The organism is Streptomyces sp. SN-593 (assembly GCF_016756395.1).
Lineage (GTDB): Bacteria > Actinomycetota > Actinomycetes > Streptomycetales > Streptomycetaceae > Actinacidiphila > Actinacidiphila reveromycinica.
On record NZ_AP018365.1, the window covers coordinates 1,079,566 to 1,094,072 of the forward strand.

At 75.2% G+C, this 14,507-nt stretch carries 13 protein-coding genes; 2 read left to right on the forward strand and 11 right to left on the reverse strand.

The genetic code is table 11. From position 1 onward, the window contains the following. Window positions 1-65: 65 nt before the first annotated feature. From pheT to infC, 7 genes are all read right to left on the reverse strand, one after another. Window positions 66-2,564: a phenylalanine--tRNA ligase subunit beta gene (pheT, locus tag RVR_RS04525; RefSeq protein ID WP_202232602.1), complete on the reverse strand. Its 2,499-nt coding sequence runs from the start codon at window positions 2,562-2,564 to the stop codon at window positions 66-68. Beyond that, window positions 2,564-3,685, reverse strand: coding sequence for a phenylalanine--tRNA ligase subunit alpha (gene pheS / locus RVR_RS04530; protein WP_202232603.1), 1,122 nt, complete (start codon window positions 3,683-3,685; stop codon window positions 2,564-2,566). Before pheS ends, pheT begins: the two co-directional genes overlap by 1 nt. Window positions 3,686-4,003: 318 nt before the next feature. Further along, complete coding sequence (locus RVR_RS04535) at window positions 4,004-5,128, reverse strand: sensor histidine kinase (RefSeq protein WP_202238381.1); 1,125 nt, start codon at window positions 5,126-5,128, stop codon at window positions 4,004-4,006. 48 nt (window positions 5,129-5,176) lie between these two features. Further along, window positions 5,177-6,040 carry a TrmH family RNA methyltransferase gene (locus RVR_RS04540; protein WP_202232604.1) on the reverse strand — a complete coding sequence of 288 codons (864 nt, stop codon included), beginning with the start codon at window positions 6,038-6,040 and terminating at the stop codon, window positions 5,177-5,179. Between the two features lie 244 nt (window positions 6,041-6,284). Then, the gene (gene rplT / locus RVR_RS04545; protein WP_202232605.1) at window positions 6,285-6,668 is read right to left on the reverse strand and encodes a 50S ribosomal protein L20; all 384 of its coding nucleotides are present in this window, start codon (window positions 6,666-6,668) and stop codon (window positions 6,285-6,287) included. 98 nt (window positions 6,669-6,766) lie between these two features. Next, on the reverse strand, window positions 6,767-6,961 hold the full coding sequence (rpmI, locus tag RVR_RS04550; protein ID WP_103886374.1) for a 50S ribosomal protein L35: 195 nt from the start codon (window positions 6,959-6,961) through the stop codon (window positions 6,767-6,769). 133 nt (window positions 6,962-7,094) lie between these two features. Continuing rightward, window positions 7,095-7,736 (reverse strand): translation initiation factor IF-3, encoded by a 642-nt coding sequence (gene infC / locus RVR_RS04555; RefSeq protein ID WP_202238382.1) that lies wholly within the window; start codon window positions 7,734-7,736, stop codon window positions 7,095-7,097. 365 nt (window positions 7,737-8,101) lie between these two features. On the opposite strand from infC, the gene RVR_RS04560 reads away from it, so the two are divergent. Further along, window positions 8,102-8,494 (forward strand): DUF1844 domain-containing protein, encoded by a 393-nt coding sequence (locus RVR_RS04560; RefSeq protein ID WP_202232606.1) that lies wholly within the window; start codon window positions 8,102-8,104, stop codon window positions 8,492-8,494. Window positions 8,495-8,514: 20 nt separating this feature from the next. Here the strand turns inward: RVR_RS04560 and RVR_RS04565 are convergent, their stop codons facing one another. The 4 genes from RVR_RS04565 to RVR_RS04580 form a co-directional block, all read right to left on the reverse strand. Next, complete coding sequence (locus RVR_RS04565; protein ID WP_202232607.1) at window positions 8,515-9,315, reverse strand: MIP family channel protein; 801 nt, start codon at window positions 9,313-9,315, stop codon at window positions 8,515-8,517. Window positions 9,316-9,531: 216 nt separating this feature from the next. Further along, on the reverse strand, window positions 9,532-10,269 hold the full coding sequence (locus RVR_RS04570) for an SseB family protein (protein ID WP_202232608.1): 738 nt from the start codon (window positions 10,267-10,269) through the stop codon (window positions 9,532-9,534). 176 nt (window positions 10,270-10,445) lie between these two features. After that, the gene (mycP, locus tag RVR_RS04575; protein ID WP_346731437.1) at window positions 10,446-11,588 is read right to left on the reverse strand and encodes a type VII secretion-associated serine protease mycosin; all 1,143 of its coding nucleotides are present in this window, start codon (window positions 11,586-11,588) and stop codon (window positions 10,446-10,448) included. 173 nt (window positions 11,589-11,761) lie between these two features. Then, window positions 11,762-12,520 carry a hypothetical protein gene (locus tag RVR_RS04580; RefSeq protein ID WP_202232610.1) on the reverse strand — a complete coding sequence of 253 codons (759 nt, stop codon included), beginning with the start codon at window positions 12,518-12,520 and terminating at the stop codon, window positions 11,762-11,764. A 687-nt stretch (window positions 12,521-13,207) separates the two neighbouring features. Here RVR_RS04580 and RVR_RS04585 point away from each other — a divergent pair. Next, window positions 13,208-14,413, forward strand: a complete 1,206-nt coding sequence (locus RVR_RS04585; RefSeq protein ID WP_202232611.1) for an amino acid deaminase/aldolase — start codon at window positions 13,208-13,210, stop codon at window positions 14,411-14,413. Window positions 14,414-14,507 lie beyond the last annotated feature (94 nt).

A 14,507-nucleotide genomic window follows, 5' to 3' on the forward strand; every position in this document is an offset into this window, starting at 1 on the left:
TGGTCCCGGAACCGACAGGACGCACCCCCCTGGAGGGGCCCGCTAGGACCTCGCCACCTCGTGGGCTAGCTGCGCAGCACCGCGTCGGTGCGCTCGGCCGCGCGGGCCACCGCCGCCTCACGGGCGGCGGACGCCTCCTCCGCGGTGAGCGTGCGGTCCGCCGCCCGGAAGCGCAGCGCGTACGCCAGGGACTTGCGCCCCTCGCCGATCTGCGGACCGGTGAAGACGTCGAAGAGCCGCAGGGACTCCAGGAGTCCACCGGCCCCCTCGCGCAGCGCCGTCTCGACCTCGGCCGCGGGCACGTCGGACGCGACGACCAGCGCGACGTCCTGCGTGGCGACGGGGAACGTCGACACGCGCGGTCCGCTCGGCCGGTAGCCGGCCCCGGCGCTCTCGATCAGGTCGAGGTCGACCTCCATCGCCGAGGTGCGTTCGGGCACACCGAGCGCCTTGGTGACCCGCGGGTGCAGCTCGCCGCCGTGCCCGATCAGCACCTCCGTACCGTCGGGGGCGACGGCGTAGAAGGCCGCGCACCGTCCGGGGTGGTAGGGCGCGTGCTGGTCCTGGCGCAGGATCAGCTCGACCCCGGCCTCGCGGGCGACCCGGCGGGCGGCCTCGATCGCGTCGGCCCATCCGGCCGGGTGCCCCGGGCCCCACCAGCCGGAGGGCTCGCGGGCCCCGGCCAGCACCACGGCGGCGTGCCGCGGCTGGTCCGGCAGGGCGGCCTCCAGCGACGCGATCTCCTCCGCCGTGGGCCGGCGGTCGACCGGCAGCCGCGGCGGGACGCCGGCGCCGTCCTGGGGATGGAAGACCAGGCCGGTCTCGAAGAGCGCGAGGTCGTGGCTGCCGCGCCCGTCGTTGCGGCGCAGGGCGCCGAGCAGTCCGGGCAGCAGGGTGGTGCGCAGCGCCGGCTCGTTGTCGGACAGCGGGTTGGCCAGCAGCACGGTGCGGCGGCGCGGGTCGTCCGCGTCGAGCCCGAGCGCGTCGAAGGCGTCGGCGCCGAGGAAGGGGTAGTTCGGCGCCTCCACGTAGCCGGCGCCGGCCAGCGCGCGGCCGATCCGGCGGCGCAGGAGCTGGGAGTCGGTCAGGCCGCGCTGCGAGGGCACCTTGGGCAGGGTGGAGGGCAGGTTCTCGTAGCCCTCCAGCCGGATGACCTCCTCCGCGAGGTCGTTGGGGAAGGCGAGGTCGGGCCGCCAGCTCGGCACGCTGACGACCAGCTCGTCGGAGCCGGTGACGTGGCAGCCGATCTGCTGGAGCCGGCGCACCACGGTCTCGCGGCCGTACCCGGTGCCGGCCACCCGGTCGGGGTGGTCGGCGGCCATCGCCACGGTGCGCGGCTCGGCCGGCACCGCGACGTCGGTGACGCCGGGCTCCGCGGCGCCGCCGGCCAGCAGCACCAGCAGGTCCACGGCGCGCTGCGCGGCGGCCGCGGTCGCCTGCGGGTCGGTGCCGCGCTCGAAGCGGCGGGCCGCCTCGGAGCCGAGCTTGTGCCGGCGGGCGGTGCGGGCGATCGACACCGGGTCGAAGTGCGCGGCCTCGATGACGATCTCGCTGGTGCCGGAGTCGGCGATCTCGGTGTGCGCGCCGCCCATCACCCCGGCCAGGCCGATCGGCCCGGTCGCGTCGGTGATCACCAGGTCCTCGGCGTCCAGCACCCGCTCGACGCCGTCGAGGGTGGTGAGCTTCTCGCCGGCCCCGGCGCGTCGCACCCCGATCGGGCCGTTCAGCCGGGTCCGGTCGTAGGCGTGCAGCGGCTGCCCGACCTCGAACATCACGTAGTTGGTGATGTCCACGGCGAGCGAGATCGGCCGCATGCCGACCTTCTGAAGCCGGCGCTGGAGCCAGATCGGCGATCGGGCCTCGTGGTTGACGCCGGTGACGGTGCGCGCGGTGAAGCGGTCGCAGCCGGCCGGGTCGGAGACCTGGACCGGGTAGCCGCCCTCCCTGGGGCCGGGCACGTCGATCAGCGCCGGATCGCTCAGCGGCAGCCCGAACGCGGTCGCGACCTCCCGGGCCACCCCGCGCAGCGACAGGCAGTAGCCGCGGTCGGGGGTGACCGCGATGTCCAGCACGTCATCGACGAGTTCGAGCAGGCCGATCGCGTCGGTGCCCGTCTCGTGCTCGGGCGGCAGCACCACGATGCCGTCGTGGTCGTCGCCCATGCCCAGCTCGCGGGCGGAGCAGATCATGCCGTGCGAGACCCGGCCGTAGGTCTTGCGGGCGGAGATCCGGAAGTCGCCGGGCAGCACGCCGCCGGGCAGGATCACCACGACCTTGTCGCCGACCGCGAAGTTGCGGGCGCCGCAGACGATCTCCTGCGGCTCGCCGGTGCCGTTCGCCTTGCCGACGTCCACGGTGCAGAACCGGATCGGCTTCTTGAAGCCCTCCAGTTCCTCGATGGTCAGCACCTGGCCGACGACCAGCGGCCCTTGCAGCCCGGCGCCCACGTGCTCGACCGTCTCGACCTCCAGACCGGCGGAAATGAGCTTGGCCTGGACGTCGCGGCCGGTGGTGCCGGCCGGCAGGTCGACGTACTCCCGCAGCCAAGAAAGCGGGACCCGCATCAGATCTCCATCCCGAACGGAAGGGTGAAGCGCACGTCACCCTCGACGATGTCTCGCATGTCCTCGACGTTGTGGCGGAACATCATCATCCGCTCGATGCCGAAGCCGAACGCGAAGCCGCTGTACTTCTGGGGGTCGACGCCGCAGGCGACGAGGACCTGCGGGTTGACCATGCCGCAGCCGCCCAGCTCGATCCAGCCCTCGGAGGAGCAGGTGCGGCAGGGGCGGTCCGGGTTGCCGACGGAGGCGCCGCGGCAGACGTAGCAGAGCATGTCCATCTCGGCGGACGGCTCGGTGAACGGGAAGAAGTTCGGCCGCAGCCGGGTCGTCATCCCCTCGCCGAAGAGCGAGACGACCATGTGGTCGAGGGTGCCCTTCAGGTCCGCCATGGTCAGGCCCTCGTCCACGGCCAGCAGCTCGACCTGGGCGAACACCGGCGTGTGGGTGGCGTCCAGCTCGTCGGAGCGGTAGACGCGGCCGGGCGCGATCACGTAGACCGGCAGCTCGCGGGCGAGCAGCGCGCGGATCTGCACCGGTGAGGTGTGGGTGCGCAGCACCATCCCCGACGCCTCCGACCCGTCGGGGCCGGCGACGAAGAAGGTGTCCTGGGCGTCGCGGGCCGGGTGGTCCGGCGGGAAGTTCAGCGCGTCGAAGTTGAACCACTCGGCCTCGACCTCGGGCCCCTCGGCGACCTCGTAGCCCATGGCCACGAAGATGTCCTCGATGCGGTCGCTCAGGGTGGTCAGCGGGTGGCGGGCGCCCGACGGGACGCGGCCGTAGGGCAGCGTGACGTCGACCGCCTCCTCGACCAGCACCCGCGCGTCGCGCTCGGCCTCCAGCTCGGCCTGCCGGGCGGCGATCGCCTTGTTCACCTGGCCGCGGGCCTGGCCGACCCGCTTGCCGGCCTCGGCCTTGGCCTGCGGGGGCAGCGCGCCGATCTCGCGGTTGGCCAGCGCGAGCGGTGAACCACCGCCGGCGTGCGCGGTCCTGACGTGGGTGAGGGCGTCCAGATCGGCGGCGGCCGCGATCGCGGCGAGCGCTTCGTCGCGCATCCGCTCGACCTGCTCCGGCTGCAACGCCTCGACCTCGACTGGGTCGTACGACTTGTTCGGTGCCGACATCTCTTCCCGTTCCGAATTCGGATGCTGTGGCGGTTGACCCCGAGGCGGTGCCTCCGGGGGAGGATCTTGCCCGACCGGACCCATGCCGAAGGCCGAGTCTATCGGCCGCGGCGGTCCGGCCCGGCTACCGGCCGTGGCGGCGGCGGCCCTCCCGGCGGTGGCGGCAGTCCGGCGCGTGCGCCCGGTGGTCGCCGCGGTCCGGGCTGTCCAGGCCGGGTGGGCCGGGTGGGCCGCGTGGGGCCGGCGGGTGGTGGTGCTGCGGCGCCCGTCGGGGCGGCCTGTCCACGCCGTCCCCGGGCCGGCGTGCGCCGGCGTGGTTCAGGCCAGGTAGGCGGGGGCCCCGACGGGCAGGATAAATCGGAACTCGGCGCCGCCGCCGGGCGCCCGCCCGACGCTGATGGTGCCGCCGTGCGCCTCGACGATGCCCTTGACGATGTACAGGCCCAGGCCGGTGCCGCCCCGCTTGCTGCCCCGCCAGAAACGGGTGAAGACGCGGCTCATCGACTCCTCGGGGATGCCGGGCCCTTCGTCGCTCACCGTGACCGCCGTGCCTTCCGTCGTCCGGTCGTCGCCACCGAGGCCGGTGGCGCGGGTCACCTCGATGGTGACAGTCCCGTCGCCGTGCCGCACCGCGTTTTCCAGCAGGTTGCCGAGGATCTGGTCGATCTTGTCCGGGTCGGCCCACAGCGCCGGCAGCGGCCCGGGCACGAGGACCGCGAACCGTTCGGGGCCCTGCCCGGCCGCGACGTGGGCGTCCACGTGGTGCCGGACGGCCGCCGCCATGTCCACCGGCTGGCGGCGCACCTCCAGCCGGCCGGAGTCGATCCGGGAGATGTCGAGCAGCTCGGCGATCAGCCGGGTCACCCGGTTGGCGTCGGCGTCGACGGTCTCCAGCATCAGCTTCTTGTGGTCGTCGGTGAACCGCTCCCACTTCGCCAGCAGCGTCGCGGTGAAGCCCTTGACCGAGGTGAGCGGGGAGCGCAGTTCGTGGGCGACGGTGGCGATCAGTTCGGCGTGCGAGCGCTCGGTACGGCGCCGCGCCTCGGTGCCGCGCAGCGTCACCACCAGCCGCCGCACCGGCCCGCGCGGCCGCTGCCGCACGTACCGCGCCGAGACCAGCACCTCGCGGCCGCCGGGCAGCAGCAGGTTCCGCTCGGGCTGCGCGACCCGGATGGCGAGCCCGCCGTAGGGGTCGGTGAGCTGCCACCAGCGGCGCCCCTCCAGGTCCTCCAGCGGCAGTGCCTGCTCCACCGGGCGGCCGAGCACGTCGGCCGGGCGCAGCGCGGTGATCCGGGCGGCGGCGGCGTTGAAGCAGATCACCCGCCCGCTCTCGTCGGCGACCACCAGCCCGTCGGGCAGGTCGTCGGGGTCGATGCCCAAGGAGTACGGGGCCGTGCCGGCGGGCCGGTCCGCCGCCACGCCGCGCACGCCGTTCTGCGGCATCACGTCCAACGCCGCCACCCCCCTCTCAGGGCCCGGGCGGCCACCCTACTAGCTCGGGGTGATGCCGCGGCACCCCGCCGAGGTGCGCTGGGCGCGGGCGGAGGCGTACAGGCAGACGGCGGCGGCCGTCGCGAGGTTCAGGCTCTCCGCCCGGCCGTGGATCGGCACCCGGACCACCTCGTCCGTCAGCGCCCTGGTCTCCTCGGGCAGCCCCCACGCCTCGTTCCCGAACACCCAGGCGGTCGGCCCGGCCATCCGGCCCTCGTCGAGTTCGGTGTCCAGGTCGCGCCGCCCGGCGCCGTCGGCGGCCAGCACCCGGACGCCCTGGGCCCGCAGGTCCGCCACGGCCGCCTCCACCGGCACGCCGACCGCGACCGGCAGGTGGAAGAGGCTGCCGGCGGAGGCGCGTACGGCCTTGGGGTTGTACAGGTCGACGGAGGCGTCGGTGAGCACCACCGCGTCGGCGCCGGCCGCGTCCGCGCAGCGCAGTACGGTGCCGGCGTTGCCCGGGTCGCGGACGTGCGCGAGCACGGCCACCAGCCGCGGCCGGGCGGCGAGCACCCGCTCGAACGGCGTGTCCAGGAACCGGCAGACCCCGACCAGGCCCTGCGGGGTGACGGTGTCGGAGACGTCGGCGACCACCTCGGGGGTGGTGGTCAGCACGGGGGCGCCGGCGGCGCGGGCCGCCTCGATGACGTCGGGGTGCCGTTCGGCGGCTTCCGCGGTGGCGTACAGCTCGATCAGCGTCCGGCCGTCCGGCCCGCCCGGGTGCGCGGCCGCCTCCCGCACGGCCTGCGGCCCCTCCGCGAGGAACCGTCGCTCCTTCGCCCGGAACGACCGTCTGGCGAGCCGGCGCGCCGCGGTCACCCGCGCGGACCGCAACGAGGTCAGATCCGTCGGGGGCGTACTCACGCGTGCGGCTCTCTCTCGGTCGACGGATGGGGGGTCGTGACGGGGTCGTGGTGCGCACGGGCCGTGGTTCCCGGGGGCGCGGGTGGCCGGGGGGCGGGTTGCCGGGCGATCGGAAACGGACCGGGGAAGCTCCCGCGACCGGCGGCAGGGACCGTCCCGGGGGCAAACGCACCGCGGGCCCACAAGCGGGGAAACCGCCTGCGGACCCGCGCACCGTCACTCCACGGCCGGGCTCAGCGCAGCGTCACGCGGCCTTGGGCGCGTTCACGTCCGACGGGAGCGCCTTCTGCGCGACCTCGACCAGCGCGGCGAACGCGGGGGCGTCGGTCACCGCGAGCTCCGCGAGGATCTTGCGGTCCACCTCGATGTTGGCGGCCTTCAGACCCTGGATGAAGCGGTTGTAGGTGATGCCGTTCGCACGGGCAGCGGCGTTGATCCGCTGGATCCAGAGCTGGCGGAAGTCGCCCTTGCGCTTCTTGCGGTCGTTGTAGTTGTAGACCAGGGAGTGGGTGACCTGCTCCTTGGCCTTGCGGTACAGGCGCGAACGCTGACCGCGGTAGCCGCTGGCCTGCTCGAGGATCGCCCGGCGCTTCTTCTGGGCGTTGACTGCCCGCTTGACGCGTGCCACTTGATAACTCCTTCTGCGGGACCGCGGTATGCGTCACACGGTCCGAAAGCGATGGGGGTCCCGGATCGGACCGCGCGCCCCGGTCGGGGGCGCGCGGCTCACTTGCCGAGAAGCTTCTTGATCTTCTTGGCGTCGGCCGGGGCCACCTCGACGGTGCCGGTCAGGGCGCGCGTCTTGCTGGACGGCTTGTGCTCGAGCAGGTGGCGCTTGCCCGCACGCTCGCGGAGCACCTTGCCGGAGCCGGTGATCTTGAAGCGCTTGCTCGCACCACTGTGGGTCTTGTTCTTCGGCATGGCGCCGTGGTCTCCTCGTCGCTGGCCCTCCCGGGCGCCCGCGTGAGGGCGTACGGGGAGCGTCAGTCCTGCTATTACCACCCGAAGCCGCCAGGTGCGGCGGGGCTTTCGGGGTACCTCTCGAACCGCGGTGTCAGCCGGCGTCGGCCGGGGCCTCGACCTGCGACTGGGCGTCGGCGGCCTCGCCGTCGCCCTCGTCGTCACCCTGGCGGCCCGCCTTGCGGGCTGCCTGGGCCTCACGGGCCTCGGCCATGGCCTCGGTCTTCTTCTTGTGCGGACCGAGGACCATGATCATGTTGCGGCCGTCCTGCTTCGGGTTCGACTCGACGAACCCGAGGTCCTGGACGTCCTCCGCGAGCCGCTGGAGCAGGCGGTAGCCCAGCTCCGGGCGGGACTGCTCACGGCCGCGGAACATGATCGTGATCTTGACCTTGTCGCCCTGCTTGAGGAACCGGACGACGTGACCCTTCTTGGTGTCATAGTCGTGCGGGTCGATCTTCGGCCGGAGCTTCATCTCCTTGATGACCGTGTGCGCCTGGTTCTTGCGCGCCTCACGGGCCTTCATGGCCGACTCGTACTTGAACTTCCCGTAGTCCATGAGCTTGCACACGGGCGGACGGGCGTTCGCCGCGACCTCGACCAGGTCGAGGTCGTACTCCTGCGCAAGCTCCAGGGCCTTGGCAAGCGGCACGATGCCGACCTGCTCGCCACTGGGACCGACAAGTCGCACCTCGGGAACGCGAATCCGGTCGTTGATGCGGGGCTCGGCGCTGATGGGGCCTCCTCGGTTGCACGACGCGACTGACTGGCCGACAGCCGCGCTTCGGGTCTTCTTCTGCTCCTACCCCGTGCACCGTGCCCGGACGTCAGAAACGCCCCGTACGGCACACAGGCGGGCTCCTCACAACCGGGAGCACCGCCGCGTTATTCCGCGGGGCGCATCGGACGGCGGAGGCCGGACGCGGGAAACGCCGACCGAAGCCGTCTGACCGGGGACCCCTCGGCCGACAGGCCGAGCAGGTGGGAGTTCGGAGCCTCCACTTGGTGGCCGGACACGCTGATGTCCGACCGGTCGTCTTCAAGCATAGCAGCGCGGGCCCCCGGGTCGTAATCGGCCGGACGGGGCATATCGTGGCGGCCATGAGCGACGCACCGGCCTCCACCTCCGCCTCCACCCCCGCCGCGGCACCCGCGACCGCACCCGGCTTCGACGACATGACCCGCGACATCGCGGACGTCCCCGCGGTGGAGGTGATCACCACGGTGGCGGTCCACCTGATGAGCGCCGCCGCGGTGAACCTGGGGCTGGCCGAGAGCGGCGAGCAGCACAAGGACCTCGACGAGGCCCGCAAGCTCATCCAGGCGCTGGCCGGACTGGTCACCGCCGGCGCGACGGAGATCAGCTCCTTCCACGCGGCCCCGCTGCGGGACGGCCTGAAGTCGCTCCAGCTCGCCTTCCGCGAAGCCTCCCTCGTGCCGGACGAGCCCGGCCAGGGCCCCGGGGAGAAGTTCACCGGCCCGGTGTACGGCTAAGGGCCGGACTCCGGCCCGTCCTAGGCGCCGCCCTCCTTGGTGCGGGCGGCCGCCTCGGCCTCGACGGCGGCGGCTCGGGCGGCCCTCGCCGCGGCCATCGCGGGGTGGGTCGCCTGGTGCACGAGCGCGGCGATCGCCGCGCCGACCAGCGGGGCGACCAGGAACAGCCAGACCTGGGTGAGCGCGGGGCTGCCAGCGAACAGCGCGGGCGCCAGGCTGCGGGCCGGGTTCACGCCGGTGCCGGTGAGCGGGATGCCGACCAGGTGGACCACGGCGAGGGCCAGGCCGATCGCCAGACCGTCGAAGCCGACCACGGCGATCTTGTGCGTCACCGCGAGCACCACGAAGACCAGCAGGAACGTCATGAGCATCTCCGCGACGAACGCGCCGAAGATGTCGATGCCGACCGCCGACCGCGTGCCGTAGCCGTTGGTGCCGAACGCACCGTGCCGCTGGAAGCCGGGGACCTGCTCGGACACCAGCAGCAGGAGCGCGGCGCCCACGATCGCCCCGACGAACTGCGCCACCCAGTACTCGACCGCCCGGCGCAGCTCGATCCGCCCGGCCAGCAGCATGCCGAGCGTCACCGCGGGGTTGACGTGGCTGCCGGAGATCGGCCCGATCGCGTACGCGATGGCGAGCAGCACGAAGCCGAAGGCCAGCGCGATGCCGAGGGTGCCGATGTACGACCCGGACAGCACCGCGGCGCCGACCGCGAAGAAGACGAGTGCGAGCGTGCCGACGAACTCGCAGACGACGGCGCGGGGGTCCGTGAGCCGGTAGCTCGTCACATCCGCCGCGGTGAAGGTTCGCCGGTCCATCGTGCCTCCTCGAAACGACCAGGCCCCGCCCATTGCATTGTCAGCACCATGGGCGAATCCCACATCTCGGGGCATATACGGCATGCGGCGGCGCGCCGGGCGTCCGGCCGTCCGGCACTACGGGGGTCCGGCGGAAGTCCGGCGGTCCGGGCCACGGAAGGCCGGACGGCCGGTGTCCGGCGCTACGACGCCGGGGCGATCCGGCCCGCGCGGCGCTCAGCGGGCGAAGAGCGGCTCCCCGGGAGGGCTCGCCGTCGGCGGGAGGAGCGCCAGGTCGAGCCCCTGGAGCAGCGCGGCACGCAGCGTCTCGTCGGCGGCCAGGGCACCGGCCACCCGGTTCGCGGCCGCGGAGACGTCGGTGTCCTCGGCGAGCACCAGGCTCAGGGTTCCGTCGCTGCCCGGGCCGCCGGGGGTGAGGTGCGCGCGGGAGATCCCCGGTTCCGCGGCCACGGCGGCCCGCAGCGCCGACCGCACCGCCGGGTCGGCCAGCGGGTCGGTCCGGTCCGGTCCGGCCGCCGCGGCGCGCAGCGCGGCCCCGGTCAGTTCGTACGTCACCGGTCCGGCCATGTCGATCAGCAGGGTGTCCGCCCGCTCGTGGGCGAGCGCCTGGAGCGCCTGGTGCAGCGGGACCGCCACCGGGCGGGCGTCCGCGCGCCAGCGCGCCAGCGAGGCGACCCCGGTGAAGGCCGGCAGCGCGCGTCGGCCGTCGGGTGCCTGAATGGTCGGCACCGCCATGTCGCTGCTCTTCTCGCGGGTCAGCCCGTCGGGCCCGGTCTCCGCCTCGCCGAGCACCGCCACCACCGGGACGAGCAGCCGGGCGCCGTGCAGCGCCGCCACCACGTCCGCGTCCGCGGCCCGGCCGGCCGCGTAGGCCGCGAGCGCCTCCGCCAGCCCCGCGTCCGCCGATCCGTCGTCCTGCGCGAACCCTGGGTCCGGAATGTTCTTCAACGCCACACCGGCACCCTATCCGCCGCCCTGCCGGGCCCCGGCGACGGGCCGCTTCCCGCCCGCGGAGCCGCCACCCGCGCGGCCGGGTCGGCACCGGGGCCGCACCCCGCGGCGGCCGGCGCCAGGCGACGGACCGGCGGCGAGTGGCCGGCGGTCGGCCGGCGGGCAGCGGCCGGGGGTGGTCAGCGGGTGCGGCGGAGCCGGAAGTGCAGCAGGGCCGCCACGGCGATGAGCACCGCGCCGGCGGCGGCGAACCCGGTGGCGGCGCCGTTGGCGAGGAGTTGCGAGGAGGAGCCGGCCTTGGCCGGGTCCGCCGGGCCGGGCGCGAAGTACGCCTGCGGGTAGGCCGCGGGCGTGGGCTGCACGGGCCCGGGCGTGAGTTTCCCCGCCGCGGCGAGCGCGGCCGCCGGGTCGATCAGCCCGGTGCCGACCTCGTCGTCGCGCCCTCCCGCGGGCTTGTCCCGCGTGGTGTCCTCCAGCACCTGCTTGACCTGCGCCGGGCTGAGCTTCGGGTACGCGGAGCGGATCAGCGCCACCGCGCCCGAGGCGTACGCCGAGGCGGCGCTGGTGCCCCAGCCGTTGTAGTACGTCCGGTCCGGGTCGGCGATGACGACCTCGACGCCGGGCGCGGACACCGACGTGTACCAGCGGTGGGTGGAGAACGAGGCGTGCTCGCCGTGCCGGTCGACCGCCGCCACCGCGATCACCCCGGGGTAGGCGGCGGGGTACGAGGAGCGGTCCGCGGCGTCGCCGCCGTTGCCCGCGGACGCCACGACGACCGCGCCCTTGCCGAGCGCGTAGCGGATGGCGTCGTCCTCGGCGGCGACCGGCGCCGCGGTGGCGCTGTCGTCGCCGAGCGAGAGGTTGATGACGTCGGCGCCGTGGTCCACGGCCCAGCGGATGCCCGCGGGCAGCGCGTCCCCCCGGTCGGTCCTGGCCTTCTGCCGCTGCGGGTCCTTGTCCTCCAGGATCACCCGCACCGGCAGGATGCGGGCCTCGGGGGCGATGCCGAGCACGCCGTCGCCGTCCCCGGGGCCGTGGCCGTGCCCGGCGATGATCGCCGCCATCCCGGTGCCGTGCTTGGCCCACGCCTTGTCGCCGGGCTTCGCGCCGAACCCGACCTCGTCCTTGCCCTTGAGCACCTGGCCGGTGAGGTCCGGGTGGGTCGCGTCGACCCCGGTGTCGAGCACCGCCACGGTGACGCCCGCGCCCTTGGTGGTCCGCCACGCCTGCTGCGCGTGCAGCGCGGACAGCGCCCAGTCCGAGGCACGCGCGCTGTCGGCGGCAGCGGGGGCCGCGGCGAGCGCGACGGTGCCGACGGTCACGGCCAGCGCGGTGAGGGCCCGTCCGAGGGCGTGCGGACGACGGGGCGGGCGCGGAAGGCGTGACCGGCGCGGGCGGCTCCCGGCGGGGGCGGGGCGGGCCGTGCGGCGGTGGCGCTCGCCCGCGGCGGTGCCCGTCGCGGGCGGCAGACGGCGCGGGGAGGGGGCGGCGGGGGTCATGCGTGGTGCTCCGAGCCGGTGGTCGGCGGTTGGCGGAGGGCCTTGACGGCCGTGTGCAGCCGGTCGTCGACGGCGGAGGCGAGCCCGCTGGCGTCGAACCCGAGGCCGGCCTGCCCGGTCGCGGTGGTGCTGCCCTGGGCGTCGGCCTTGTCCGCCGGCTCCGGCTGGGCGACGGTGCGGCCGTCGGCGAAGCCGCTGACGGCGTAGACCACGAACGGCAGGTCCGAGGAGACCCGGACGTCCCAACTCCCGCGCTGGTGGTCGCCGAAGCCGGCGGCGGGGGTGCCGGGGAAGGCGACCGGCCGCGGCAGCAGGTCGATGCGTTCGCCGAGGTGCTGGCCGGTCCACCGCTTGCCGAGCGCGCTCATGGCGGCGGCCTCGCCCGAGCCGACGAGCAGGCCCACGGTGGTGACGGTGGTCGAGGTGCTGTCGACGTACGTGGCGCGCAGCAGGCGCACGCAGCCGGCCGGTGCCAGCACTTCCTGGAGCAGCGGGTCGAAGGCGCCGGCGCAGCCGGCGGGGGTGGCCACGCCGACCCGGACCCAGGAGCGGTCGGCGCCTCCGGGCCCGCCGTCGCTGCCGTCGACGGTGGGCGGGAACAGCTTGTCCACGGGGGTGTCGCGCCAGACGTCGCGGGCCTGTGCGAACGCCTGCGGGCTGCCGTCGGCGACCGGGGCGGGCCGGTCGGGCGTGTGCGTGACGGCGGCGCCGGCGACGGCCCCGCCGACCAGGCCGAGTCCGACGACCAGGCTCACCGCGGCGAGCAGTCGCCGCCCGCGGGTGGCCGCCGGCCCGGCGGGTGCGGCGGCCGGGTACGACGGCGCGGGCGGGGCCGTGGGCGGGGCAGGCGGCGCGAACGCGGCCGCCGGCCGGTCGTCTGACGGTCGGTCAGGGGAGCGGCGGCCGACGGAGGGCTGCCGCACGGGCGGTGGGGGCACGGCCCGCGCGGGCGGCGCGCCCGCCGGGGGCGCCGGGGCCGCTGCCGGGCGGGCGGTGGGCGGGGCACCCGGCGGAGTCGGAGGGGGCGCGGCGGCCGGGTGCGCGGCGGGCCGGGGCGGCGTGGAGGGCGGCGGGGGCACGGGAGTCGGGCGCCCCGGCCCCGGTGGTCCGGACGGCGGCGGCCCTGCCATGGATCCGGTCGGGGAGCCGCTCGCGAACCCTCCCGGGGGCGGCGCGGATGCCCCGGCCCGCGCTCCGGACGAGGGTCCGGCCGGCGGTCCGGACGGCCGCTCCCCCGGTGGTCGCCCGGAGGTCGGACGCAGCGTGGGGAAGGAGGCTGGCGGGGTGCTTCCGCTGTCCACTCCGGTGCTCACCCGGCGCTCCCTCGTGACCGTTCCCGTCGATGTGCGCGTCACTCTACGGGGTTGCCGGGGGGTGCGGTTGCCACCGGGCGGAGCCGCGAGGTCTACCGCTCGGTAGGGCGGGTCTGGCAGGCTGCGGTCATGTCCCACCGCACTGCCGACCGCGCCCGGTATGACCGGGCCACCGCACACCTCGACGCGCCGCTGGCGATCGTCGACCTGGACGCCTTCGACGCGAACGCCGCGGACCTGGTCCGGCGGGCGGGCGGCAAGCCGATCCGGATCGCGTCCAAGTCGGTGCGCTGCCGCGCGCTGCTCGAACGGGCCCTGGCCCGCGAGGGGTTCGAGGGCATCATGTCCTTCACCCTCGCCGAGTCGCTGTGGCTGGCGCGCACCGGGTTCACGGACGTCCTGCTGGCGTACCCGTCGGCGGACCGGGACGGCTTCGCGGAGCTGACCTCGGACCCGAAACTGGCCCGCACGGTCACGGTGATGGTCGACGACCTCGCCCAACTCGACCTGATCGACGCCTCGCGCGGCGCCGGCGGCACCGAGAGGGTCCGGGTCTGTCTCGAACTCGACACGAGCCTGCGGAAGTTGGGCGGCCGGCTGCGGATCGGCGCGCTGCGCTCACCGCTGCACTCACCGGAGCGGATCGCCGACACCGCCCGCGCCGTCGGCGCCCGCCCGGGGTTCCGGGTGGTCGGGATCATGGCCTACGAAGGGCACATAGCCGGGGTCGGCGACGCGGTGAGGGGCCGGCCGGCGCGGTCGCTCGCGGTCCGGCTGATGCAGTCCGCGGCGCGGCGGGAGTTGGCGGTGCGGCGGGCGGAGGCGGTGCGGGCGGTCCGCGCGGTCGTGCCGGACCTGGAGTTCGTCAACGGCGGCGGCACCGGCAGCGTGCAGTCCACCGCGGCGGAGAACGCGGTCACCGAGATCGCGGCCGGCTCCGGCCTGTACGTGCCGCGGCTGTTCGACAACTACACGTCGTTCACCGGGCGTCCGGCCGCGCTGTTCGGGATGCCCGTGGTGCGCCGTCCCGGGGTCGGCGTGGTCACCGTGCTCGGCGGCGGGTACCCGGCCTCGGGGGCGCCGGGCGCGGACCGGCTGCCGGTGCCGTACCTGCCCGAGGGGCTGCGCTACGACGCGCAGGAGGGCCCGGGCGAGGTGCAGACGCCGCTGCTCGGCTCGGCCGCCGACGACCTGCTGATCGGCGACAAGGTGTGGTTCCGGCACGCCAAGGCGGGCGAACTGTGCGAGCGCTTCGACCGGTTGCGGCTGATCGAGGGCGACCGGGTGGTGTCGGAGGTGCCGACCTACCGCGGCGAGGGCAAGACGTTCCTGTGAGCGGCGGGCCGGCGGCTTCCCGGTGGCCGGGAAGCCGCCGGCCGGGTGCCGACCGGGCTGCCGGGGCTGTCAGGTCCCAGGGGCCGTCGGCTGC

Coding starts and splice junctions, on each gene's coding strand:
- pheT (WP_202232602.1), bottom strand. CDS start 2,564: ATGCGGGTCCCGCTTTCTTGGCTGCGGGAGTACGTCGACCTGCCGGCC.
- pheS (WP_202232603.1), bottom strand. CDS start 3,685: ATGTCGGCACCGAACAAGTCGTACGACCCAGTCGAGGTCGAGGCGTTG.
- RVR_RS04535 (WP_202238381.1), bottom strand. CDS start 5,128: ATGCCGCAGAACGGCGTGCGCGGCGTGGCGGCGGACCGGCCCGCCGGC.
- rpmI (WP_103886374.1), bottom strand. CDS start 6,961: ATGCCGAAGAACAAGACCCACAGTGGTGCGAGCAAGCGCTTCAAGATC.
- RVR_RS04560 (WP_202232606.1), top strand. CDS start 8,102: ATGAGCGACGCACCGGCCTCCACCTCCGCCTCCACCCCCGCCGCGGCA.
- RVR_RS04565 (WP_202232607.1), bottom strand. CDS start 9,315: ATGGACCGGCGAACCTTCACCGCGGCGGATGTGACGAGCTACCGGCTC.
- RVR_RS04585 (WP_202232611.1), top strand. CDS start 13,208: ATGTCCCACCGCACTGCCGACCGCGCCCGGTATGACCGGGCCACCGCA.